The sequence below is a fragment of the Parcubacteria group bacterium genome (genome assembly GCA_041657845.1).
In the GTDB taxonomy this organism is placed as follows: Bacteria; Patescibacteriota; Minisyncoccia; order Moranbacterales; family JAKLHP01; genus JAKLHP01.
This window is the reverse complement of sequence record JBBABD010000007.1, coordinates 1-24,286: the sequence shown is the minus strand read 5'-3', so window position 1 is coordinate 24,286 and position 24,286 is coordinate 1. Positions and strand designations below refer to the sequence as shown.

Annotated in this window: 22 protein-coding genes; 17 read left to right on the top strand and 5 right to left on the bottom strand. The window is 37.9% G+C overall.

Annotated elements, in window-relative coordinates; translation table 11 throughout:
• Nucleotide 1: 1 nt before the first annotated feature.
• From WC906_02070 to WC906_02025, 10 genes are all read left to right on the top strand, one after another.
• Complete coding sequence (locus tag WC906_02070) at nt 2-496, top strand: hypothetical protein (GenBank protein ID MFA5777200.1); 495 nt, start codon at nt 2-4, stop codon at nt 494-496.
• Nucleotides 483-1,649: an efflux RND transporter periplasmic adaptor subunit gene (locus tag WC906_02065; protein MFA5777199.1), complete on the top strand. Its 1,167-nt coding sequence runs from the start codon at nt 483-485 to the stop codon at nt 1,647-1,649. The genes WC906_02070 and WC906_02065 overlap by 14 nt, the downstream gene beginning before the upstream one ends.
• A 6-nt stretch (nt 1,650-1,655) precedes the next feature.
• Nucleotides 1,656-2,354 carry an ABC transporter ATP-binding protein gene (locus WC906_02060; GenBank protein ID MFA5777198.1) on the top strand — a complete coding sequence of 233 codons (699 nt, stop codon included), beginning with the start codon at nt 1,656-1,658 and terminating at the stop codon, nt 2,352-2,354.
• A 106-nt stretch (nt 2,355-2,460) separates the two neighbouring features.
• Nucleotides 2,461-3,699: an ABC transporter permease gene (locus tag WC906_02055; protein MFA5777197.1), complete on the top strand. Its 1,239-nt coding sequence runs from the start codon at nt 2,461-2,463 to the stop codon at nt 3,697-3,699.
• Between the two features lie 213 nt (nt 3,700-3,912).
• Nucleotides 3,913-4,641: a hypothetical protein gene (locus WC906_02050; protein MFA5777196.1), complete on the top strand. Its 729-nt coding sequence runs from the start codon at nt 3,913-3,915 to the stop codon at nt 4,639-4,641.
• 79 nt (nt 4,642-4,720) lie between these two features.
• On the top strand, nt 4,721-4,891 hold the full coding sequence (locus WC906_02045; GenBank protein MFA5777195.1) for a hypothetical protein: 171 nt from the start codon (nt 4,721-4,723) through the stop codon (nt 4,889-4,891).
• Nucleotides 4,892-5,031: 140 nt separating this feature from the next.
• Nucleotides 5,032-6,009 carry a tRNA-dihydrouridine synthase gene (locus WC906_02040; protein MFA5777194.1) on the top strand — a complete coding sequence of 326 codons (978 nt, stop codon included), beginning with the start codon at nt 5,032-5,034 and terminating at the stop codon, nt 6,007-6,009.
• A gap of 65 nt (nt 6,010-6,074) precedes the next feature.
• Nucleotides 6,075-7,385: an ABC transporter ATP-binding protein gene (locus tag WC906_02035; protein MFA5777193.1), complete on the top strand. Its 1,311-nt coding sequence runs from the start codon at nt 6,075-6,077 to the stop codon at nt 7,383-7,385.
• Nucleotides 7,386-7,389: 4 nt separating this feature from the next.
• Nucleotides 7,390-8,589 (top strand): ABC transporter permease, encoded by a 1,200-nt coding sequence (locus WC906_02030; protein MFA5777192.1) that lies wholly within the window; start codon nt 7,390-7,392, stop codon nt 8,587-8,589.
• 11 nt (nt 8,590-8,600) lie between these two features.
• Entirely contained in the window at nt 8,601-9,440 is an 840-nt protein-coding gene (locus WC906_02025) for a bifunctional 5,10-methylenetetrahydrofolate dehydrogenase/5,10-methenyltetrahydrofolate cyclohydrolase (GenBank protein MFA5777191.1), read from the top strand.
• A 121-nt stretch (nt 9,441-9,561) separates the two neighbouring features.
• Here the strand turns inward: WC906_02025 and obgE are convergent, their stop codons facing one another.
• Complete coding sequence (gene obgE / locus WC906_02020; GenBank protein ID MFA5777190.1) at nt 9,562-10,545, bottom strand: GTPase ObgE; 984 nt, start codon at nt 10,543-10,545, stop codon at nt 9,562-9,564.
• Between the two features lie 184 nt (nt 10,546-10,729).
• Between obgE and WC906_02015 the strand changes: the two genes are divergently transcribed.
• The 7 genes from WC906_02015 to rlmN all read left to right on the top strand — a co-directional run bounded on the left by WC906_02015 (nt 10,730) and on the right by rlmN (nt 20,372).
• On the top strand, nt 10,730-13,450 hold the full coding sequence (locus WC906_02015) for a class I tRNA ligase family protein (protein ID MFA5777189.1): 2,721 nt from the start codon (nt 10,730-10,732) through the stop codon (nt 13,448-13,450).
• A gap of 4 nt (nt 13,451-13,454) precedes the next feature.
• Nucleotides 13,455-14,147 (top strand): sugar phosphate nucleotidyltransferase, encoded by a 693-nt coding sequence (locus WC906_02010; protein MFA5777188.1) that lies wholly within the window; start codon nt 13,455-13,457, stop codon nt 14,145-14,147.
• 8 nt (nt 14,148-14,155) lie between these two features.
• Nucleotides 14,156-15,151, top strand: coding sequence for a gluconeogenesis factor YvcK family protein (locus tag WC906_02005; protein ID MFA5777187.1), 996 nt, complete (start codon nt 14,156-14,158; stop codon nt 15,149-15,151).
• A 24-nt stretch (nt 15,152-15,175) separates the two neighbouring features.
• The gene (locus tag WC906_02000) at nt 15,176-15,826 is read left to right on the top strand and encodes an HAD hydrolase-like protein (protein ID MFA5777186.1); all 651 of its coding nucleotides are present in this window, start codon (nt 15,176-15,178) and stop codon (nt 15,824-15,826) included.
• Between the two features lie 22 nt (nt 15,827-15,848).
• Nucleotides 15,849-17,279, top strand: a complete 1,431-nt coding sequence (locus tag WC906_01995; GenBank protein MFA5777185.1) for a divalent metal cation transporter — start codon at nt 15,849-15,851, stop codon at nt 17,277-17,279.
• Between the two features lie 138 nt (nt 17,280-17,417).
• On the top strand, nt 17,418-19,247 hold the full coding sequence (gene glmS, locus WC906_01990; protein MFA5777184.1) for a glutamine--fructose-6-phosphate transaminase (isomerizing): 1,830 nt from the start codon (nt 17,418-17,420) through the stop codon (nt 19,245-19,247).
• Nucleotides 19,248-19,250: 3 nt separating this feature from the next.
• On the top strand, nt 19,251-20,372 hold the full coding sequence (gene rlmN / locus WC906_01985) for a 23S rRNA (adenine(2503)-C(2))-methyltransferase RlmN (GenBank protein MFA5777183.1): 1,122 nt from the start codon (nt 19,251-19,253) through the stop codon (nt 20,370-20,372).
• A 1-nt stretch (nt 20,373) separates the two neighbouring features.
• On the opposite strand, the gene WC906_01980 is transcribed toward rlmN, so the two are convergent.
• From WC906_01980 to WC906_01965, 4 genes are all read right to left on the bottom strand, one after another.
• The gene (locus tag WC906_01980) at nt 20,374-20,817 is read right to left on the bottom strand and encodes a secondary thiamine-phosphate synthase enzyme YjbQ (GenBank protein MFA5777182.1); all 444 of its coding nucleotides are present in this window, start codon (nt 20,815-20,817) and stop codon (nt 20,374-20,376) included.
• Between the two features lie 83 nt (nt 20,818-20,900).
• Nucleotides 20,901-21,293, bottom strand: a complete 393-nt coding sequence (locus WC906_01975; GenBank protein MFA5777181.1) for an NUDIX domain-containing protein — start codon at nt 21,291-21,293, stop codon at nt 20,901-20,903.
• 113 nt (nt 21,294-21,406) lie between these two features.
• Entirely contained in the window at nt 21,407-22,354 is a 948-nt protein-coding gene (locus WC906_01970) for a ribose-phosphate pyrophosphokinase (protein MFA5777180.1), read from the bottom strand.
• A gap of 98 nt (nt 22,355-22,452) precedes the next feature.
• A complete protein-coding gene (locus tag WC906_01965) occupies nt 22,453-24,021 on the bottom strand; it encodes a tRNA uridine(34) 5-carboxymethylaminomethyl modification radical SAM/GNAT enzyme Elp3 (protein MFA5777179.1) in 1,569 nt (522 codons plus the stop codon).
• Nucleotides 24,022-24,286: the final 265 nt, after the last annotated feature.

The following is a 24,286-nucleotide window of genomic DNA, read 5'->3' as shown; positions in this document are numbered from 1 at the left end:
TATGGAAAAAATATTAAAGTCAAAAAAGTTTATAGTCGCATCGGCAATCGTGGGAATTTTCATTATTGCTCTGGTCAGTTTTGCAATGGGAGCGGCAGTCGGATTTCACAAAGCCAAATTCTCATTTCAATTCGGAGAGAATTACGAGAGGAATTTTATGGGATCAAAACACGTTGGTCCGATGGGGATGATGCCGTTCCCTCCTGAGTTTGAAGGACGAGGAATGAGAAATGGGCATGGCGTGGCTGGAACAATAATTTCCATTTCGGAAAACAGCCTAATTATAAAAGACAGAGATGGAAAAGAAAACACTATTTCAGTAAGTGATAAAACTATAATTAACCTCGGACGGGATACCGTTAAAATCGGAGATCTCAAGAATGACGAAGAAATAGTGGTGATTGGAAAACCGGGAGACAGCGGAGTTGTTAATGCTGACCTAATCAGAGTCTTCGATAAAAATACAAATAATAATCAGAATAATGATCAACAATAAAATGATAGGCATATTTAAGAAACATAAGTACGTTTCTATTGTGATAATTATTGTGCTGATAGCCGGGGGATACTATTGGTACAGCAAATCAAAATCGGGAAGCACTGCCGTGCAATACAAAACGGCAGTTGCGGAAAAAGGAACATTAACTACTTCCGTTTCCGGATCGGGAAATGTGATTGTAGACAATAGCGCTAATGTCGACCCGACTATTACCGGAACAGTGGCCAATCTTTCGGTATCCGTCGGGGAAAAAGTGGAAAAAGGACAATTTTTGTTCAACATAAAAAACGATGATTTGAGCGCAAATGTTACCAAGGCTCATTCTTCATATTTGCAATCGCTGGCATCTCTTGAAACAGCTAAAGCGAGCAAAAAAGATGCTAAAACTAATTATGATGATGCCAGTTCAAGCACCAAATCTTCACTTAAGAAAAAACTCGAAGCGGCAGAAATTTCAGTAACGGTGGCCGAGGAAAATATAAAATATGCAGCGCAGAGCTATCAAAATGAAAAATCAAATTATGCCGATAGCAGAGTAACGGCTCCGATTTCAGGTACGGTAAATGCAATTAATATTAAAAACGGAGATGACTTAAGCAAGCTTTCTTCGGGAAGCTCCCGGCAAATCCCAATAATTATTGGAGATTTGGGAACACTTAAAGCTCAAGTTCAAGTGAATGAAGTTGATATTCCCAATGTTGTCATTGGCCAAAAAGTGATGCTGACATTCAGTGCCATTGAAGGTCTTTCCGAATCCGGAAAAGTGGAAAAAATGGATTCATTGGGAACTCTGACTTCAGGAGTTGTTACGTTTAATGTCACAATTGGCTTTGATACTCTTGACCCAAGAATTAAACCGGAAATGAGTGTTTCGGCTTCAATCATAACTGACGTTAAACAGAATGTTGTTATAGTTTCCAGCAGCGCAGTGAAAACTAAAAATGGAAGTTCCTATGTTCAAGCGCTGGTTAATGGATCGCCGGAAAACAAAACAGTCAAAGTCGGATCTTCCAATAACACAGAAACGGAAATCGTTAGCGGCATAAGCGCAGGAGACAATATTGTTACTCAAACAATTACTTCAGGTTCGTCTTCGGCGACAGCTTCTACTTCATCGAACAGAGGAGGACTTGGCGGATTCGGACACTAAATTATTATGATTTCTTGTAAAAACCTTACTAAAATTTATAGAAACGGAGATGTTGAGACGATTGCTCTTAATGATGTTTCTTTTCATATTAATGAAGGAGAATTCGTTTCCATAATTGGACCATCGGGATCGGGGAAATCAACGCTGATGCATATTCTGGGGGCTCTCGATACTCCGACTAGCGGTGAATATTTTTTAGACGGGAATGAAGTTTCGCAGCTAAACGACGATGAGCTTTCCGATCTTCGCAGAAATAAAATAGGATTTGTTTTCCAGTCTTTCAATTTGTTGCCAAGGACCTCCGTTCTCCAGAATGTCATGCTCCCGCTTTTGTATACAGGGACAACCAAAGAAGAACGAATCAGCAGAGCAAAAGAATGTCTGAAATATGCGGGGATGGAAGAGAGCAAGTTTATGAATCTCTCCAATCAATTATCCGGAGGACAAATGCAAAGAGTAGCTATCGCCAGGTCGCTCATAAACAATCCTTCAATCATATTGGCCGATGAGCCGACAGGCAATTTGGATACAAAAACCAGCCATATTATTATGGAGGCGTTAAAAGAACTGAACAGGAAAGGGCACACTATAATTTTAATAACTCATGAAATGGATGTAGCTGATTGCGCTAATAGGATAATCCATATTCGAGACGGAGCGATTGAAAAAGATGAGAAGAATGTTCCCAATGATCACGTTGTTTAGATTTTCAATGATCAATGATCAATTTACAATAAATTTACAATGACTCAATTTCCAATGTTTGAAAATTATCAAATTGAAAATTGAAAAATTCATTGAAAACTGTAAATTGAAAATTGTAAATTATTTAATGTTTGCTGATTTATTTAAAGAAACAATTCGTTCGCTGATGGGGAACAAGGTGAGATCAGGGCTCACTATTTTGGGCATTGTCATTGGAATCGCTTCGGTTATTGCTATGATATCAATCGGGCAGGGCGCTAAAAATTCCATTTCAAGCAGTATTGAAGCTATCGGTTCTAATCTTATTATTGTTATGCCGGGATCTTCGCAAGGAGGAGCGGTAAGCGGAGGAAGGGGAAGCGCTCAAACTTTGACGATGGAAGATGCCACCGCTATCGAAACTGAAGTACAAAGCATAAAGGGAGTGGCTCCGGAAGTTTCAAAGCGTTATCAAATCACAGCCAAAGGAAATAATACCAATACTCAGGTGGTGGGAACGGTTCCGGCTTATCTTGATGTGAGGAATGTAAAAATAGATTTAGGCGCTTTTATTACCGAGCAACAAATAAAATCTTCGGCTAAAGTAGCAATTTTGGGTCCTACCACGAGAGACGATTTATTTGGCGCGGGCGTTGATCCGGTCGGACAAACTATTCGCATTGGAAAAGTTGATTTTCAAATTATTGGCGTAACGGAGTTAAAAGGAGGTTCCGGTTTTAGCAATCCGGATGATTATGTGTATGTCCCCATAACATCTGCTCAGCATTTCTTGTCAGGCGATACCTATGTTAGCAATATCAGCATAGCCGCTCAGGATCAAACTACTATGACTACGGTTCAAAATGACATTACGGATCTCCTTTTGAAGCGGCACAAAATTAGCGATCCTGCAGAAGCTGATTTCAGTACTATGAATCAGGCGGATATTATTGCCACTGCATCGAGCATCACAAGCACGTTCACAATACTTTTGGCATCGATTGCGGGAATCTCTCTTTTGGTTGGAGGAATTGGAATTATGAACATGATGCTGACAACCGTTACCGAAAGAACCAGGGAAATAGGCCTTCGAAAAGCAGTTGGCATAAAAAAAGTTTACATAAATTTGCAATTTTTGGCCGAAGCAGTAATGCTGACTTTTTTTGGCGGAGCAGTTGGAGTTTTACTCGGCTGGATTACATCGATTGTTATTTCAAGTTTTGTCAGCAGTCTTAAAACGCAAGTTACTTTATCATCGGTTCTCTTGGCTTTCGGAGTTTCAGCCGGGGTGGGAATTGTGTTTGGATTTTATCCGGCTCGTCGTGCGGCGAATCTCAGTCCGATTGAAGCGCTAAGATACGAGTAAATTAAAAATTTGAAATTAAAAATTAACCAAACTATTATACACAAAATCAGACTGGATTGATCCATGCCTGTATGTGTGTTTCAATTAACTTTTAATTAATTTTTACTGGACAAAGGCATTTTTTTGTGCTATAATTAAATTAAACGGGTAGAAACCTGTTTATTTTTTTGCTTTAATAAGGTAAAATATTAAGTAATGGTTTGGTTAAGAAATATGAGCGATAAAGCAACAAAAAAAGAACAAAATTTCTGTAATTTATTATTCTTGGATATGGATGTTTTTTTGAAAGCGTTAGAAAATTTTTTTGCAAAGGAAATAAAAAAGATAAAAAACAAAGAAAAAGAATATGAAAGCATCTTGAAATTTATTAATAATTTCAAAGTCAGAGATTCTTTTAGCGAAGAATTAAAAGTTTTCTCGGTAGTCGTTTTTATAATTGTGTCTGCAATTTGGCTGGGAGACAGAAGCGCTATTCCTATTGCGCGCTCCGATGATTCCGGAATTACCAATGCCCAGACCAAGGAAACTATTGAGACGAAAGAAACAGCCAAGGAAGTTGTTGATGTTGAAAAAAATGAATCGAATGAAAAAAAAGCGGATATGAAAGCTGCTAATGAATATAAGTTAAAAACTCCTGGAGAGTTGTGCGAGGAAGATAAAGATCAAAAAAGATCTTCTGATCTTTGCGGAAAAGATGATGAAGAAAAAGTTAAGGAGATAGCGCAAGCAAAGGAAAGAGAGGATAGATCCAGATTGGTTAATTTGAAGCCTAAGGTTGTAAAGCTATCTTGCCCTGAATCAAATTACGGACATCCGTCCAAAAGCGACACCAAAGGAAAGCATATGGATGAAGATTGCTGTCCCGATCCGGATGAATGGCCCAAACCGGGATGTGTTTATGATGCCAAGGGATACAGCATTATGCTCAAGGGTCCGAAATAAAAAAATAAAGATGGCAAAGGCCGTCTTTTTTTGATTTGAATTTTTTATGGTATACTTAAAATTAATCGTGATATTTTTTATGCGTAATTACAAATTTGATTTAAGTAGAAATATTTCGGGAGGCTTGGCTTTAATAATAGTTATGGCGCTGAGTGTTTTTGTGGCTTGGTTTTCTCTGAAAGCTGCCAGAAATATAGTAGATTCTGCGGACTTCTATTATCAGCTTAATATTGATAAAAGAATTAAATAAATTAACTAAGAAATATATTAAAGGCGCTAGCGTTTTATTGTATTAAAAGTCGGCATTAAACTGTCGATTTTTTCGTTAACCGTAAAAATGCAAATTGTACATTACTTTTCTTTTTTGGTTAATTTTGATAGGCTGTTTTTATGAATGATAATTTTTGGAAAAAATTGCCAAAGCCGTTTTTCGCTTTGGCGCCGATGCTGGATATTACCGATTCTCCTTTTCGGCAAATTGTTTCCGAATGCGGAAAGCCGGATGTTTTTTATACCTGGTTCGTTTCTGTTGACGGATTATGCAGCGTGGGAAAAAATAATTTGCTTTCCACTCCCAATATCAATTTTACCGAAAAAGAAAAACCGATTGTGATTCAGCTTTTCGGGAAAGATCCGGAGAAGTTTTTTGAGTCGGCAAAAATTATGGCCAAGCTTGGTTTCGACGGGATCGATATCAATATGGGCTGTCCCGACAAAGATGTTTTGAAGCAAGGCGCAGGGGCCCAGTTAATTAAAAATCCAAAGCTAGCGCGGGAAATTATCAGAGCAACAAAAAGAGGCGCCCAGTCTGCCAGCCGGCGGATTCCGGTATCGGTAAAAACCAGAGTCGGATTTTATAAGAGCGATGAAATGAACGATTGGATTATGGAATTGGCCAGGGAAAAACCGTCTGCGATATGCCTTCACGGAAGAACTGCCAAACAGAAATATGGAGGAACTTCCGATTGGAAAAATATTTCCGAAGCAGTAAGGATCATGAGGGGCAGCGGAATTATCATAATAGGAAACGGAGATGTGAAAAATATGGAAGAAGGAAGGATGAAAGCGGAAAAATCAGGGGCGGATGGGATAATGATCGGCAGGGAAATATTGAACAATTCCTGGATATTTGATAAAAATAAAAAAGAAATTTCGAAAGACGATAAGCTAAAGATGCTAGTTAAACATGCAATCTTATTTGAAAAACATTATAAAAATATAAGAAAATTCGGGAATTTTAGAAAATATTTTAAATGTTATATTTCCGGATTTGAAGGCGCGAAGGAGATACGGGAAAATTTAATGAAAGCAAAAAATGGGGAGGAAATTAAAAAAATATTTTTAGATTCCAAACAGCAAATTATATGAAAAATTAATACGGTATGTTATAATTATAAAATAAAAAATGGTCGCAGCTTTCTTTTGAAAGTAATATGGAAAACTCAATAATCAAGGCCGAGCAGTTAAAGGTTATTTATAATCAAGGGAAATCGAACGAAGTCCGCTCCCTTGACGGTGTTAATCTTGAAATTTTTCCTCAAGAATATCTTATTGTTCATGGGCCTTCGGGTTGCGGGAAATCAACTTTGATGTATTCAATTGCGGGACTTCAGATTCCAACTTCGGGAGAAATAAGCATCAACGGAAAACCGCTTTCAAAAATGAAAATGCAAGACAAGCTTGAAGTCCACCAAGATGTTATCGGAATGATTTTCCAGGCTTTCTATCTTATTGAATCTTTAAGCGTTATTGATAACATCTGTCTTCCGATGACATTTAAAGGGGCTTCTTTAAAAGAGCGAAAGGGAGAGGCGATGAGGCTTCTTCAAAGATTCGGAATTGCCGAACAAGCTCATAAATTTCCCAATCAGCTATCCGGAGGACAAAAACAAAGAGTAGCTATTGCCAGGTCGCTTATCAATAATCCGAAAATAATATTGGCCGACGAACCGGTTGGAAATTTGGACAGTGAATCGTCATTGAATGTGATGAAAATAATCAAGGAACTGAACGAAGTTGATAAAAAAACCATAATACTGGTAACGCACAATGCAGAACATTTGCATTATGGAGATCGCATAATAACAATGCGGGATGGAAAAATTATTAATGAAGAGATTAATACGGAGAAGAGGCCTCCTGAAGCAGCCGAGAAAGATATGACCGATATGGCTAAAAACATATCTCCAGAGCTTCGAATTTTAATGAGAGCTTTTAAAAGTCTTACTCCCCAGCAAGTCGGAACTCTTCTTATCCCATATAAATCTCGCCAATTACTTTCCCATATCATTTCTGAGCTTACGGAGGAACAATTAGGAAAAGCTGACAGATTGCTTGTCGAGTTTCTCTATAAAAATATCGATGAGAAATCTTTGGCAGATGGACTGGACAAAAATGAATCAGACGGAGGAGCCAACTGGGACAAAAGAAGGGCAAGGTCTTTTGCTCAAAGAGCGAGGGAAATTGTTAAGCAGGCGGATTTTGTAAGGAATGATCCGGAAAAATCCCCGGAAATTCTTTCCGAATATATTATTGATTTCTTTGATTTGAATTTTGATCCGGAAATGAAAAAGCGCTTTGCTCTTATACTTAAAGATAGAATTGAAAATAAAATTGATTTTATTGGAATGAAAAAAATAATAGATCTTTCCAGGATTATGGGAGGATTAGGAATTTATAAAAATACTTCCGAAAGGATAGCGAGAGAAATAGAAATAATTATGTTATTAGGTTATTTAAATTAAATAAATGAAATTTTTCGATCTTCTAAAACTTTCAACTAGAATGTTCAAGGCGAGAACTTCTCGAACGCTGCTTACTATTTTAGGAATGAGCGTGGGGATCGCTGCTATTTTATTTCTGGTTTCTTTGGGGTACGGACTGCAGAGGACTCTTCTGGAAAAAATAACAACTTCTGATTCGTTGCTCACTTTGGATATTGCAAAAAACAAGTCATCGGAGTTAGATTTGAATCGGGAGGCAATCAGTGAAATTGAAAGTATGGATGGAGTAGCGGAGGTGAGCAAATCATTCAGCTTGTCATCAAGAGGGCAAATGAATGATTTGTCGGCGGATTTAGTTGTGATAGGGACGCAACCTTCATTTCTTCGCTTGGGAGGATATAAAATTATAAAGGGAGATCCGCTTAGCGATGACAATAAGGAAGGGATAGTAGTTGCTTCTTCCGTAGTCCAGCTTTTTGGAAGCGATGCTGATTCTATAATTGGAAAAGAAATTATTTTTTCCTCTTTTATTCCCAGGAATGAATCCGATGCGGAAGCTGAAAAAGCGCAAATCCCAGTTCTAAATAAAAGGTATGTTATAATAGGAATTGTTGAAAGCGATGAAAATGTTGTTTATATTCACTCCGATTCTTTAAGCGAAATAGAAGTAGAGAGTTATGACGGAGCGAAAGTCAGATGCTCTTCGGATGGGAAAATGAATATTGTCCGCGATGCAATAGTTGAAAAGGGATTTTCCGTTTCATCTCTTTCTGATACGGTTGATCAGGCCAATAAAGTGTTTAGAGTGGTGCAGATCGTACTTATGTGTTTCGGAGTAATCGCTTTAGTGGTGAGCGCAATCGGAATGTTTAATACTATGACCATTGCTCTTTTAGAGAGAACAAATGAATTGGGAATAATGAAGTCAATTGGAGCCTCAAACTTTTCAGTTTCTATGATGTTTATTATGGAATCAACGATAATGGGTTTCCTTGGAGGACTAGGCGGAATTGTCGTGGGGCTGGTGGAAGGGCTTGTTTTCAATGGAATAGTCAATGTGGTTGCAACTCGTATGGGAGGGCAGGCAGTAAGTTTGTTCTATAGTCCCGCTTGGTTTATGGGGCTCATTGTTATTTTTGCTGCGTTTGTCGGTTTTGCGACAGGAATTATTCCTGCCAGGCGCGCCAGTAAGATTGACCCGTTGGACGCTTTAAGATACAAATAATATTTATCTGTATGAAATTATTGAACGGCAAAAAAATATCTGAAAAAATACTTTTAGATTTAACGAAAAAAGTAAAGAAGGCTAAAAAAAAGCCTTTTTTGGCGGTTATTATGATCGGAGAAAATGAAGCCTCCGAGATTTACGTGAGTCTTAAAGAAAAAAAGGCAAAAATAGCGGGCATTGGGTTTAAGCTTTATAAATTTAATAATGATGCCAGCCAGGGCTTGGTTATTGATTTAATCAAGAAACTTAATGCTGATTCTGAAACTAACGGCATTATCGTCCAGCTTCCGCTTCCCGGAAAATTCAATACGCAAAAAATAATCAATACTATTAATCCGGAAAAAGATGTTGATGGATTTCATCCGGAGAATATAAAATTATTTTTGAAGGGCAAAGAAAGATTCTTCCCGGTATTTCCTCAGGCAATAATGGAAGCCATTGAAAGTTCGAAGAAAAAATTTGAAAGGAAAAAGGCGGTTGTGGTTGCCAACTCAAAATTATTCGGAGAAATGATGCTTAAAGCGCTTGAGAGAAAAAAGATAAAAGGAGAATACATCTTGAAAAAGGATGTTTTGAAAAATTCGAGTAAAATAAAAAAAGCGGATATTTTGATAACCGCAATCGGATCGAAAGGCATTATTAAAGGCGAGACAATAAAAAGCGGAGCAATCGTGATTGACGGGGGAATATCGAAAAAAAACGGAAAAGTTTTCGGGGATGTGGATTTTGAATCGGCAAAAAAAATAGCCGGATTTCTGACTCCGGTTCCGGGAGGAGTCGGTCCGGTGACAGTGGCGTGTCTTTTAAATAATGTTCTGGAAGCTTTTAAAAATCAGAATAAGATATAAATTATTATGGCTTATGCGGTTGCCTCTTCCAATCCGCTTGCTACGGCGCGATGACGGACTATTTTGTGATCGTGCCTCCGAGAAGCGAATTGTCATAGTCAAACGCATAAGTCCTGATTTTTTAATCCTCTTTCTTTTTAAAGATTTTATCTTCTATAATTTTGTTTAGCAAAGATTTAACGCGGTCGATGCTTTTTTCGTCATATAGAGATATGGCGATAACTCCGGGGCTTATTTTCTTGATTTCAGAAAGTTTTTTGTCAATTTCCGCCTCTGAAATCGTATCGCTTTTGCTTAGGAAGACATATTCCGGTTTTTTGAGGAGGTTGGGATTGTAGGAGTTGAGTTCTTTTTTTATTAATTGGTAATCCTTGATCGGATCTTCGCTTTCAGCGGAAAGAAAATGGAAAATAATTTTAGTTCTTTCAATGTGCTTCAAAAATTTTATTCCCAGTCCCTTTCCATCCGAAGCGCCTTCAATGAGTCCGGGAATATCGGCTAGGATTAATTCATAATATGTTCCTAAATTCGGTTCTAAAGTTGTGAAAAGGTAATTGGCTACTTTGCTTTTTGTGTTGGTGAGCGCATTAAGCAAACTAGTCTTTCCAATATTAGGAAGTCCGACAAATCCAACGTCGGCAATAAGTTTCAGCTCAAGATGAAGTTCGTGCTCGCTTCCTGGTTTTCCCAGCTGAAATTGCTTTGGGCTGGTGTTTCTGGACGAACGGAATAGGAAATTTCCTTTCCCGCCTCTTCCTCCAACGGCAATTAAGACAATCTCGCCAACTTTTGTGATTTCAATGTTTTCTTTAGTTGTGAGGTTGTGGATGACTGTTCCAACTGGAACTTTTAAAATAAGATCTTTTCCATCCGCTCCATCCCTGAATTGCGGATTTCCATTTTTTCCATTTTCGGCTCCAAACTCTTTTTTGAAGCGAAATTGATTTAGTCGGCTGAGATCGGATATTCCTTCCGCGTAAACGCTTCCGCCTTTTCCGCCGCTTCCTCCAGTAGGCCCTAAACTCATTTTGGTCTTGTTGAATGCGGCTTTCCCGTCGCCTCCTTTTCCGGAAAATGTTTTGATTGTTATATCGTCAATAAGCATAAAATTGTAGGTAATAAAAATTAACCCTGACTGATTTTTAACTATATAACATTTCTCAGATAAAGGAAAGGGCGCCGGTAGAATAATAATGGCAGGTTATTGCGAGGTTCTTTTTTTGTTGCTATACTTTTAAGGTAATCGTGACTTTATAAAAAGCCTGTATTCGGGCTATTTTAATATCAAAATGGAAAAATACAATCCGAAGAAAATTGAGGAAAAGTGGGCGAAGAAGTGGATAGACGAAAGAACATTTACGCCAGATTTGTTGGGTGCAAAAAATCCATATTATGCTTTATTCATGTTTCCGTATCCAAGTGCGGAAGGTTTACATATTGGCAATTTCTATGCCTTTACTTCTGTCGATGTAATGGCAAAGTACAAGAAGCTTCGCGGTTTTGATGTTTTTGAACCGATTGGCTGGGATGCATTTGGTATCCATAGCGAGAATTATGCTCTGAAAATCGGCGAGACTCCAAGCAAGATGCTTGAAAGGACGATAAATAATTTTCGCGTTCAGATCCAATCAGCCGGACTTAGCTGTGATTGGACAAGAGAAGTTAATACTACTTCGCCGGAATATTATAGATGGACCCAATGGATTTTCGCGAAACTTTTTGAAAAAGGACTGGCTTATCAAAAAGAAGCTTTGGTAAACTGGTGTCCGGATTGCAAAACAGTTTTGGCGGATGAACAAATCGAGGCAGATGGGCTTTGCGAAAGATGCAAGGCTGTGGTCGAGAAAAGAAAGATGAAACAATGGTTTTTCAAGATTACGGAATATGCGCAGCGCTTATTGTCAGGATTAGATGATATGGATTGGTCAGAGATTACCAAAAGCGCGCAGAAAAATTGGATCGGAAAATCAGAAGGAGCTCGTATAAAATTTAAAATAGATAAAAGCGATTTAGAATTTGAAGTTTTTACAACCAGAGCGGATACGCTTTTCGGGTGCACTTATTGCGTTTTGTCTCCTGAGCATGAATTAGTTTTGAAAATCACGACTCCCGAGCAAAAAGAAGCGGTTAAAAAATATATCGAATCAGCTGTCAAGAAACCGGAATTGGAAAGAAAAGAAAGCAAAGAGAAAACCGGAGTTTTCACAGGAGCATATGCGATTAATCCTATCAACGGAGAAAAAGTTCCGGTTTGGGTGGCGGATTATGTATTGTCGGGTTATGGAACCGGAGCAGTAATGGCGGTGCCGGCACATGACGAAAGAGATTTCGAATTTGCGAAAAAATATGATTTGCCGATTAAAAAAGTTATAGAATCAAATAAAAGCTTTGTCGTTACTATAAAAAGTTCATTGAATGATGAATTTTATAAACAAGTCAGAAAGTTTACTACTGTTTTAGATGGAACAAACAGCTGGGAAAGTCTGTCATTAATTTATACAGAAGAAGTTGATAAAGTCTTCGATCTAGCTGAAAATAATTTTGTTGGAAAATTATGGTACATTCACAGTGAAGGAAAAATTAAAAAGATATTATTTCATAATGGTGATAAGAATAAAAGATTTAGTTGGAAAACTGAAAAAGAACACAAAGAAGCTTATGATTATGGCTTCAGCACAGGAGTCAAAAAAGAACAATTAGATTGGAAGGGATGTTATGCTTCTTTTACGGATGATGGGGTTTTAATAAATTCAGAAAAATACAATAATTTAACTTCCGAAAAAGCACGGGAGGAAATCACTAAATGGATGGAAGAAAATCAAACAGGCAAAAAAGAAATAAATTATAAATTGAGAGATTGGTGCATTTCCAGGCAGCGTTACTGGGGTCCGCCGATTCCAGTAGTCTACTGTGCGAAATGCGGAACGGTTGCAATTCCAGAAAAAGATTTACCGGTAGAACTTCCCGATTTGAAAGAAGGATGGGAGCCGGCAGGAAATGGAAAGGGGCCGCTGGCTAATGTCGAAAGTTTTGTCAAAACAAACTGTCCGATTTGCGGAGGATTAGCTGAACGTGAAGCCGATGTGATGGATAATTTTCTAGATTCAGCCTGGTATTTTTTCCGCTATATTTCTTCTGAAAATAACAAAGAGATTTTTGATAAAAAAATGGGTAAAAAATGGCTACCGGTTGATATTTATATCGGAGGCAATGAACACGCGGTTCTGCATCTTATGTACACTCGTTTTATTACGATGTTTTTTCACGATTTGGGACTTACTGATTTTGACAATCCGTTTAAGAGGTTCAGGGCTAACGGGATGATTTTGAAAGACGGAAAAAAAATGTCCAAGTCCAAGGGGAATGTCGTTAATCCTGAAGAATATGGAGAAAAAATCGGTTACGACGCACTTAAAATTTATCTATTATTTCTTGGTCCGCTAAGCGAAGATAGGAGTTTCAGTGATGAAGGAATTATGGGCGCTAGGCATTGGGCGGAAAGAGTTTTTAATTTAAATGTCCGCGCATCTCAAGATTATAAGGATGATGAAAATTTGATCAGGAAATTATACAAAACAGTAAAAGCTGTGGCAGATGATATGGAGAATCAGAAATATAATACTTCGATTGCAAAACTGATGGAAATGACAAATGTTTTTTATGGATGTGAAAAAATTTCAGTGGGAATCTGGGAAAAATTCTTAATTATTGTTTCTATATTTTTACCAGCTCTCTCCGAGGAACTTTGGGAAAAGTTGGGACATGAAGAAAGCATATTTAAAGAAAAATGGCCGGAGTATGACCTGGAATTAATTAAAGATGAGGAAATAGAATTGGTTATCCAAATAAACGGAAAACTCAGAGATAGGATAAAAGTTCCGGCGGATATTTCTGAGGGTGAAGTAAAAAAGTTAGCAATGGAAAGCGAAAAGATCAAAAATTTTATTGGTAACAAAGAAATAAAAAAGGTAATTTTCGTAAAGGGAAAGTTAATTAATATTGTAATCTAAATTTATGCAAGCAGTGATATTAGCCGCAGGGAAAGGAACTAGGATGAACCATCTTACCGAAAATAATAATAAAACAATGCTTGAGGTTGGTGGCAAGCCGATACTTGAGTACAAGCTCGATATCTTGCCGGACGAGATAGATGAAATAATTTTCGTCATCGGCTATCATGGTGACATGATAAAGAAGTATTTTGGCAGTAAATTTAAGAACAAAAAAATAAAATATGTAGTTCAGAAAAAACTTAACGGAACAGGAGGGGCTGTTTATAGGACAAAAGATTTGATAAAGGGAAAATTTTTGGTTCTGATGGGTGATGATTTATACGGCAAAAAAGATCTGGAAAAATTAATAAAATATGACTTGGCGGTTTTGGGTTATGAAGTCGAAAATCCCGGGCAGTTTGGGGTTATTAGGGTTGATAAAAACGGGGATATGGTTGAAGTCATAGAAGCACCGCATAAAACAAGAAAATACCGATTGGCTAACACTGCGGTATATGTTTTAAATAAAGATTTTTTCAAATATAAATTAGTTCCCAAAAAACCGGGCGATTTCGAATATGGGCTTCCACAAACTATGGCATCAATGGCCAAAGAGCATAGAATAAAAGTAGTGAAAGCTTCGGCTTGGCATCAGATCACTTGTCCGGAAGATTTAACATTGGCCGAAAGGATATCACGTAAGTTTCTGAAATAAGTTTTCGTATGCGAAAGAAAAATATTGTCACTATTGGAGGTGGGACGGGAAGCTTTGTGCTTCTCTCTGGTCTTAAAAAATATCCGGTGAATATTTCAGCGATTGTTTCGATGGCGGACGATGGTGGTTCAGCCGGAGTGCTTCGGGATGAATTAGGGGTTTTGCCTCCGGGAGATGTTCGTCAATGTTTAGTGGCTCTTTGCGATTCATCTGAAATGCTGAGAAACCTTATGAATTATCGGTTCGAAAACGGGGGACTTTGTGGCCACAGTTTTGGGAATCTTTTTCTTTCGGCTCTGGAAAAAATGAATAAAAGTTTTTCCAAAGGCGTTGAGGAAGCCATAAAAATTTTAAACATAAAAGGAGAAGTTATTCCAGTGAGCGAAGGAAATATGCGCCTCCATATAAAAATCAATAACGGCAAGGTTATTGTTGGAGAAAATAATTTAGATCACAATGAGGAAATAAGAAAGTTTGGGATTAAAGAAATCTTTCTGAAACCTAAAGCAAAAGCTTGCAAAAAAGCTATTGATAGGATAAAAAAAGCCGATTTCATTATAATCGGTCCGGGAGATCTTTACGGTTCAATTCTGCCTAATTTTATGGTGGAGGGTATCGGTGAAGCTGTGGAAAAATCAAAATCCAAAATAATCTTGAACTGCAATCTTACAAATAAAAAAGGGCAAAATGAAGGATTTGATCTGGATAAATATGTGAAAATATTAAATGATCACATCGGAAAAAAGAAGATAGATTTTGTTGTTTTTAATAAAGAAAAAATGCCTGATAAATTAGTAAAGAAATATGAAAAAAAAGAAGGAGCCGGATCCGTGGTGATTTTAAATAAAAATAAAAAAGATAGGGATTATAGAATCGTTTTAGCCAATATTTTGGATAATAAGAAAATAAAAGAAATAAAGAAAGACGTTATTGCTGATAGCCGATCTTTTATCCGCCATGACGGTGAAAAATTGGCCAAAGCTTTGATGAAAATAATAAAATAACTATGAATTTTCAAAACCAGCCATATGATAATTTTTATTGATTTTGACGATGTTTTATTTAATACTAAGCAATTCGTTGCTGACATCAGAAGCATTTTCGAAAAGAATGGAGTTTCAGAAGAAACATTTAAAAAATATTACAGATATTTTGAAGTTAAAAAGGGAGAGAAGATAGTCAGAAAATATAATCCCTACAAACAAATCGAAAGAATAAAAGCTCAGGGATTTGAAACAGGAAAAATAGAAAAAGAATTCGCAAAACTTATTAGCGATACATCGGAATACATATTCAGTGACGGAATAGAATTTCTAGATGAGGTAAAAAACGAAGACTTGTATGTCGTTTCTTTCGGAGACAGGAAATTTCAGAAGGAAAAAATAAATAATTCCGGGATTGCAAAATATTTTAAAAAGATTTCGGTTGTTGATTTTTCAAAAGCGGTTGAAATAAAAAAAATATTGAAAAACAAAAAAGTAAAAAAGGGAGAAGGATTGATTTTCATAGATGATCGCGAAAAATTTTTAAAAGACATAAAAAAATCATATCCGGGGATGGTGACTTTTCTTCTGAAAATACCTGAGGGAAGATATGATGATGAAATAACAAATTATTGTGATTTTGAAGTTAGAAGTTTCAACGAAATATTAGAGATAATAGAACCCGTCTCTGTTTAAATTTCGGAAATGCAAAGAAAAAATGGAAAATAAAAAAGAAAAATTATATACAATCGGAGAATTTCACGAAGAAGTCGGAGTGCCTTTAATTATTGCCAAAAAACTGATTATTTGGGGAGAAGTGGGAGCAATCAAGGCGATTGACGGAACACTGCGAATTGCTGAATCGGAAGTTTTGAAAGCCAAGGAAATTATTAGGCATCCGTATAAGAGAGCCAGAATTTTTTTGCGAGCTTTGGGCCCGGGTCTTATCACAGGAGCTTCCGATGATGATCCTTCGGGAATTGGAACCTATTCTTCAGTCGGGGCAAAATTTGGTTTTGCCATTATTTGGATGGCGGCTTGGCTCTTGCCGATAATGCTGGCAGTGCAGGAAGCCTGCGCGCGTATCGGCGTAGTGACCAACAAAGGGCTGGCCGGAGTCATTAGAAGACATTATTCCCAAAAAACCGTAATAACGATTGTCGGACTTTTGATTATTGCTAATGTGGTGAATATAGGAGCGGATCTGGGTGCAATGGCGGCATCGCTTTCGATGCTGACAAAAATAAATTTTTATGCAGGACTAATCCTATTTGCATTCTTTATTATTCTGGTCGAGATTTTTGTCCAATATCATTTATATGTGAAGGTTTTGAAATGGCTGGCCTTGTCGCTGTTTGCCTATGTTATTACCGGAATAATAATTCATCCTAGCTGGACTCTCATCTGGAAAGATATTATTACCCCGCAGATACAATTCAATAAAGAATACATTTTTGCTGTGGTGGCGGTTTTTGGAACTTCAATTACGCCTTATTTATTTTTTTGGCAGGCTTCAGAAGAAGTGGAAGAGGGGAAACTTATTAAGGCCACTCTTCGAAATAGGCTGATGCATGGGAGGATAAGAAGAATGCGGACTGATGTGAAAACAGGAATGATTTTTGCTAATGTGGCGTTTTTCTTTATCGTTCTAACAACGGCGCAGGTGCTTTTCAAAAATGGAATAACCGATATCGGTTCGGCTGAGCAGGCGGCTTTGGCGCTAGAACCTTTTGCTGGAAATGCTGCGTATTTATTATTCGCTCTGGGAATAATCGGAACTGGGCTTTTGGCTGTTCCGATTCTGGCCGGATCGGGAGCCTATGCGCTTTCGGAAGTGATGAAATGGCATAAAGGATTAGAATTAAAATTTTCCAAGGCCAAGGGATTCTATCTGGTGATTGCTTTTTCAATATTATTCGGCTTGGCGATAAGCTGTTTGGGAATCAATCCAATCAAGGCTTTGTATTATTCCGCTTTCATTAATGGCGTGATTGCGGTTCCGCTTCTTATCACAATTATGATTGTGGGAAATGACAAAAAAATAATGGGTGAAGAAACTAATCCTCATTGGGTAAGTTTTTTCGGCTGGCTGGGGGTATTGGCGATGATTGTTGCGCTAATATTAATGATAGTCTTCTCTTTTATGTAAAACTAAATCCGAATAATAATAATTTTTTGAATTTTATAAATTATGTCATCTTGAGCGAAGTATCGCCGCGATACGGAGTCGAAAGATCTAATTAGATTCCTCGACTCGCTATCGCTCGCTCGGAATGACATCGAGACTATGTGCGGAATTATCGGTTACATTGGAAAACAAAAAGCAGTTCCGATTTTGATAGAAGGGCTAAAACGCCTTGAATATCGAGGCTATGATAGCGCCGGCCTTTCTGTTTTTGAAGATAAAAAGATAACAACTCTTAAAGCTGTGGGAAAAGTGTCAGAGCTCGAAAATAAAATTAATGGAAATAGTTTTGAAGGAGTATTGGGGATTGCGCATACTCGCTGGGCAACGCACGGAAAACCATGCGATAAAAATTCCCATCCGCACTCGGATTGTGAAGGAAATATTTTTTTAGTCCACAATGGCATTGTGGAAAATTATCAGGAGCTGAAAGAACAGCTTATTAAAAAAGGCCACAAATTCTCTTCAGAAACTGACACGGAGGCCATTGCCCATCTTATTGAAGAATTTAACAAAAAAATGGATTTTAAAAGTTCTGTTTTGGAAACTTTGAAAATGATTAAGGGAACATATGGACTTGCGATAATAAATAAAAAAGAACCGAATAAAATTATTGCGGCGAAATTGGGAAGCCCATTGATATTGGGGCTTGGAGAAAAGGAATATGTTGTCGCTTCCGATGTTTCGGCGATTGTCCGCCATACCAATCAAGTAATTTTTTTGGAGGACGGAGAAGTGGCGATTATTGAACCGGAAAATTACGAGGTCATCAATCTTAAAAATAAGTTGCTGAAAAAAAATATTGCCAAATTGGATTGGTCAGTTGAAAAAGCAGAGAAGCAGGGGTTTGATCATTTTATGCTTAAGGAAATTTTTCAGCAGCCTGACGCTATTTCTGATGCAGTTCGAGGAAGGATTATTGCTGAAGAAGGAATGGTGAAGCTTGGCGGACTTCGGGATGTTTCAGAAAAAATTCGGGAAATCGAAAGGATAATAATAGTTAGCTGCGGAACATCGTATCATGCAGGACTTGTTGGAGAATATATGCTGGAAGAATATGCAGGGATCTCGGTGGAAGTTGAATATGCATCCGAATTCCGTTATCGCAAAACTCTTCTCGACGAAAAAACCGCGGTAATTGCGATTTCTCAGTCGGGAGAAACCGCCGATACTCTGGCAGCAATTCGGGAAGCAAAGAACAAAGGAGCGATGGTGCTGGGGATTGTAAATTCGGTCGGATCAACTATTGCCCGGGAAACTGACGCGGGAATATATAATCATGCTGGTCCGGAAATTGGCGTGGCTTCTACTAAAGCATTTACCTCCCAGCTTTCAATTCTGGCTCTCCTCACTTTATTTTTGGGACGGCAACGCGATATGTCGCTAGTAACTGGAAAAAGAATCGCGATGGAAATGAAAAAAATTCCAAGGCTGATTGAAAATATATTGAAACAATCAAAAAATATCAAAAAAATTGCCAAAAAATATGCCAAATATCAAGATTTTTTATATTTAGGAAGGAAATATAATTTTCCGATTGCTCTGGAAGGCGCGCTAAAAATAAAAGAAATTGCTTATGTTCACGCAGAAGGTTATCCGTCCGGAGAAATGAAACATGGTCCGATTGCGCTGATTGATAAAAATTTTCCGTCAATTTTCATTGTTCCGAAAGACAGCGTATATGAAAAAAATATTTCCGGCATGCAAGAAATTAAAGCCCGAGGCGGAAAAATAATTGCTATTGCAACAGAAGGAGATAACGCTATTAAAAAAATAGCCGACGATGTAATCTATATTCCCAAAACTCTTGAAATGCTAACGCCATTGCTATCCGTCATCCCACTGCAACTTTTTGCCTATTATGTCGGAGTGCAAAAAGGGTTGGATGTGGATAAACCGAGAAATTTGGCGAAGAGTGTGACGGTGGAATAAATTATGGATTTGAATGAACTAGAAAAAATCTTAAAAGAAAATAATCAGCCGAAATTTCGGTTAGAGCAAATTAAGAAAGCTATCTTTGAGGATGGCGCTTATTCGTTTTTGGAAATTTCCACTATTTCGAAAGATTTACGGGAATTGTTGAATAAGAAGTTGAATGTTTTATCTTTTAAGGTGGAGAAAGTTTTAGAATCAAAAGATGGAAAATCGGTGAAAGCTTTGTTTAAAATTCATTGTCATTCTGAGCGCCTCGCGAAGAATCCCAGTATTGGTAATAAAAGCTTTCATTATAATCGTTCAGGATCCTTCGCCGAGGCGGCTCAGGATGACAACGTTTATTACATAGAAACTGTCTTACTTTCGCCTCGTCCAAATACTTGGACGGCTTGTATCTCTTCGCAGGTTGGATGTTCGCTCAGATGCGAATTCTGCGCGACCGGAAAAGGAGGATTCAAAAGAAATCTGACAGCTGAAGAAATCACCGATCAAATCCTGTTTTGGAAACAATATCTGAAAAAGAATAAAATTAATGGAAATTTTTCCAACATCGTTTATATGGGAATGGGGGAGCCATTTCTCAATTGGGAAGAAGTGAAAAAAAGTGTGGAAGATTTGATTAATCCGAAATTATTTAATTTTGGTTCGCGAAGCATTTCCATTTCTACGGTCGGAATCAAGGGAGGAATTGAAAAATATCTAGCTGAATTTCCGCAGGTTAATCTAGCCATCTCGCTACACTTTGCGGATAATGAGATGCGCAGCCAATATATGCCGGTGAACAAATCCTATGATTTGGAAGATATCAAAAAAGATTTGCAGGAATATTTCAAAAAAAGCAAAAGGAAAGTTTTTATCGAGTATATTATGTTTGAGGGTCTGAATGACGAAATCAAAGACGCAGATAAATTGATGGAATATTTGAAGTCGATTGGAAACTCTTATCTTCTTCACGTTAATCTTATTTCATATAATGAAACGTTCGGAGAATTTAAATCATCTTCGAAAAATAAAATAGAGAAATTCAAAGATTACCTTCTTCAAAATAAAATCAATGCGACCATAAGAAAAAGCCTCGGGACCGAAATCGCCGGGGCTTGTGGACAATTGGCGGGGAAATAAGCTATTCTCCAATAATCTGAAGCGCGATTTGGCGGGGACGGGATCTGTCCAGTTCCACGGCGAATACTCTTTGCCAGGTTCCGAGCTGAAGGCCGTTTTTTATTATATTCATCATTGCAGAAGTAGGGAGATGCAGAGCTTTGTTATGCGCATGTCCGTTGGCGCATTCTCCGTCGCACATGTTGACAGTTCGAATTTCAAAATTATCGTGCATATATTGATAAGTTCTCGGCGCTAATTTTTCCAGAATTTTTTTCATATCTTCAATCAGAAGCGGTTCGGCTTCATTGACAATAACGGCCATAGTCGTGTGCATGCTTTGGATATTGATTATTCCATTTTTAATTCCGGCTTCTTTTATTTTTTTCTGGATTTTGTCGGTAATGTCAATAAAATCCAAAGTAGTTGCAGTTTTCAGTTTAATAATTTCGTTGATAATTTTCATAGTTGTTTTTTTAATAACATCCTTTATTATATTCTTTTGACGCAGAAAAGAAAAGACCCTGTCAAGGGTCTTAGCGCTAACGATTATTTGATGAAATTAAAATGCTTTAAGGCGGGGATAATGTTTGGTCCGAGATTTTCCGGAAGATTGTCAAGATCAAACCAATTCCATTCTCGTATGTCTTTTCCGGGTTTTATTTCTCCAATTCTCTTGGCGAGGAAGTGAACCAAAATTACGTCCATTTTTCCTTCCGGATTTTCCTTAACGGCGTATGAAATAAAAGGATTTTCGTCTAAAATCTCAATATCAATTCCCAACTCTTCTTTGGGTCTTTTATGCGCTGTTTCGATTAGTCCCCAATCATTTTCAACCCTTCCTCCGCAAAATTTCCAAAAGTTCGTATCCCCATGCTGATCCAGTAAAACTTTATTATTCTCCACGATTACCGGACCTGAGGCGATGATTATTTTTTGCATATATTTTTTAAAAATTTACTTATCTATTAATACTATCTCGCCTGGAAAAAATGTCAAAAGTATATGAAGAGAGGCAGGGTGCGCGTGGGCTCCCTGCCTCAGAATAGCGATCATTAGAAAAGAGCACTAACAGATTTTTCGACGTGGATCTTTTCAATTGCGTCTCCGAAAATGTGGGAAGTATCGAGCACACGAAGCCTTTGCAGCGCATTTTCTTTTTCGCCCAGAGGAATCGTATTAGCGACGATTAACTCTTTAATGGGCGAATTGTTAATCCTCTCTACTGCATTGTCTGAGAGTAGCGCGTGAGTGCAAGCGGCATAGATTTCCAATGCTCCGTATTTTTCTGCCGCTTCGGCTACCTGTACGGTTGTTCCTGCAGTATCGATCATATCGTCAATGATGATAGCAATTTTGTCCTTAACGTCGCCTACGATATGCATGATTTTTGACTCATTTGCCTCTTCTCTTCTCTTATCCACGATGGCGATGTCTGCATTGTGGAGTCTTTGGGCATATGCTCTGGCTCTGTCGATGCCTCCTGCATCAGGGGAAATTACGACTAGTCTCTTCCCATCAAACTGGCTGAAGTGATCCAAAAAGACATCTTTTGTGTAGAGGTGATCGACGGGTATGTTAAAAAAACCCTGGATTTGTCCTGCGTGCAATTCCGAAGCGACCAATCTTTCTAGCTTGTTTCCACCTGCCACTTGGATCATATCAGCAACAAGTTTGGCTGAGATGGGAGCCCGAGGCACAACTTTCCTATCCTGTCTTGCATAACCGTAGTACGGCATGACGAGATTGATCCTTCTTGCTGAAGCTCGCTTGAGAGCGTCCAGCAAGACGAGTAGTTCCACTAGGTTTTCGTTGACTGGAGGACAGGTCGGTTGGATAAGAAATACATCCTGTCCTCTAACCGATTCCCTGATGTCTACCTCAACTTCACCATCTTTAAATCTGCCGATTTTCGCATCGCACATCTTTACGCCAAGGTAAGCGCAAATTCTTTGTGTCAAATCACTGTTTCCGTTGCCACTCAGTATAGTCAGTTTATCCATCTCTCACACTCCTTTTTTGGAATAGTATTTTCTATTGTTAAGATTACTGTCCTCCTCGTTGTCTTAAAATTATCAAGATTGGGCTTGGTTGTCAAAGCTTATAATTTTTTAATCATATAAGTATCTTTCAACGCATATCCAAGTTTTCGGTAATAATTTCTTACTCCCACTCCGGAAATTACCGCGATTTTATTCAAACTGAATTCTTTTTTGGCGATTTTTTCCGCTTCAAGGATTAATTTTTTTCCAAGACCGATGTGTTGGGGAGAGAATTTATCCCTTTTGTTGATTTTAGCCAGTTTTCCGTAGGTATGCACTTCGCGGATAATGGCGAAACCTGTGCTTGTAATCCGAAGCCGAAGGAGGGCAAAAAGTTTTTTGCTCTGAGGAGAAATATATTGCAAAAATATTTCTTTGCCATCTGAGGCATCGTAATCGATCCTGTCTAATAGTATTTTTTCTTTTATTTCATAGCTAGCCCGTACTTCCCGGCAGCGTATGCACTGGCAAACAGATTCTTTTTCAATAAGCTGGCGAATGTTCGAAATTGTCGGTCCGGCGACAATCGAAGTTCCCGGAATATCGCGAACTAATCTAGCTATGCGAACGTAAGGAGGAATAATCTCTTTCTTTACTTTTAAAATAAATTCTTGGAATTTTTTGTCAGTAAGCGGTTTATATCCTCTTTTTTTCCATATTTTGTACAAAGCGCTGTTTCCGGTGACGACTGTCGGATAAATTTTCAGCATATCCGGTTGAAAGTCAGGATTACTGAATAATTCTTCAAACATCAAATAATCTTTTTTAAGATTCGATCCGTAAAGTCCGGGCATAATGTGATAGTTTATCTTAAATCCGGCATCTTTCAGCAATTTAGAGGCCTCTACAGTGGCTTTTGCCGAATGTCCGCGCTTATTTTTTAGAAGAACATCGTCAAAAATACTCTGCACCCCAAGTTCTACTCGAGTGCATCCCAAATTTCGGAAATTTACTATTTCCTTTTCATTAATATAGTCGGGCCTGGTTTCCAGGGTCAATCCAACAATCCGATGCTTCGCTTTCTCATTTTTCTTCTGTTCTTTTAATAATAATTTATCCAAATTCTTAATTCGTGATTCATGATTCATAATTCTTCCAGGGTATTCATTGCACGCTCGAAAACATTCGCAAATAAATTTTTTCTGATAGTTGATTGGCAGACTGGAGAATGTTCCTCCCATCACAATCAATTCTATTTTGTCGGTATTATGTCCATTAAGTTCCAGAGATTTTATTCTGGTTTGCACTTGCCGGTAGGGATCAAAGCCGACTTTGATCGCGCGCATTACCGCCGGCTCATTAGAAAGATAACTTTTTGGCATATCTTTTTCTGTCGGGCAATACAGGCATTTTCCGGGACAAGGATAGGATTTTGTAAGCACGGCAATAACCGCTACTCCGGAATCAGTTCTAACTCCTCGGCTCTTGAGTAGTTTTTCTAACTTCTCACTTCTCTTTATTTTTTTAGTTTTTAATATTTTATCATAGCAATCTCGAAGGTCGGCATTGGTTGGAGGAAACCCGCCAATTTTCCGGCAAATATCCTTTTTGAGCTGTTGAAAACCGTTGCTGCCATTGGGCAGTTTTTTTATGGCTAACTTGATGAATTGTTCATAATTTTTCAGCATCCTATAAGCGTATTATAATTTTCAGCTTTTAGCAATATTTCCAAGATTGAAAGCTAATTTCAATTTGACAGCAAGCGCCAGCGGGGGGTATCATTATGGCATAACCTTGCTAAAAACAAAAATATTATGAAAAAAATAGAAACAAAACACGGATCTGCTCTTGTTTTTTCTTTGGTAGTGCTTTTTATCGGTGTTGTTGCGGCTTTGGGAATAGCTTCAACGGCAATTATTTCCAAAAAAATGTCTAGTGAAACAGGAAAATCCA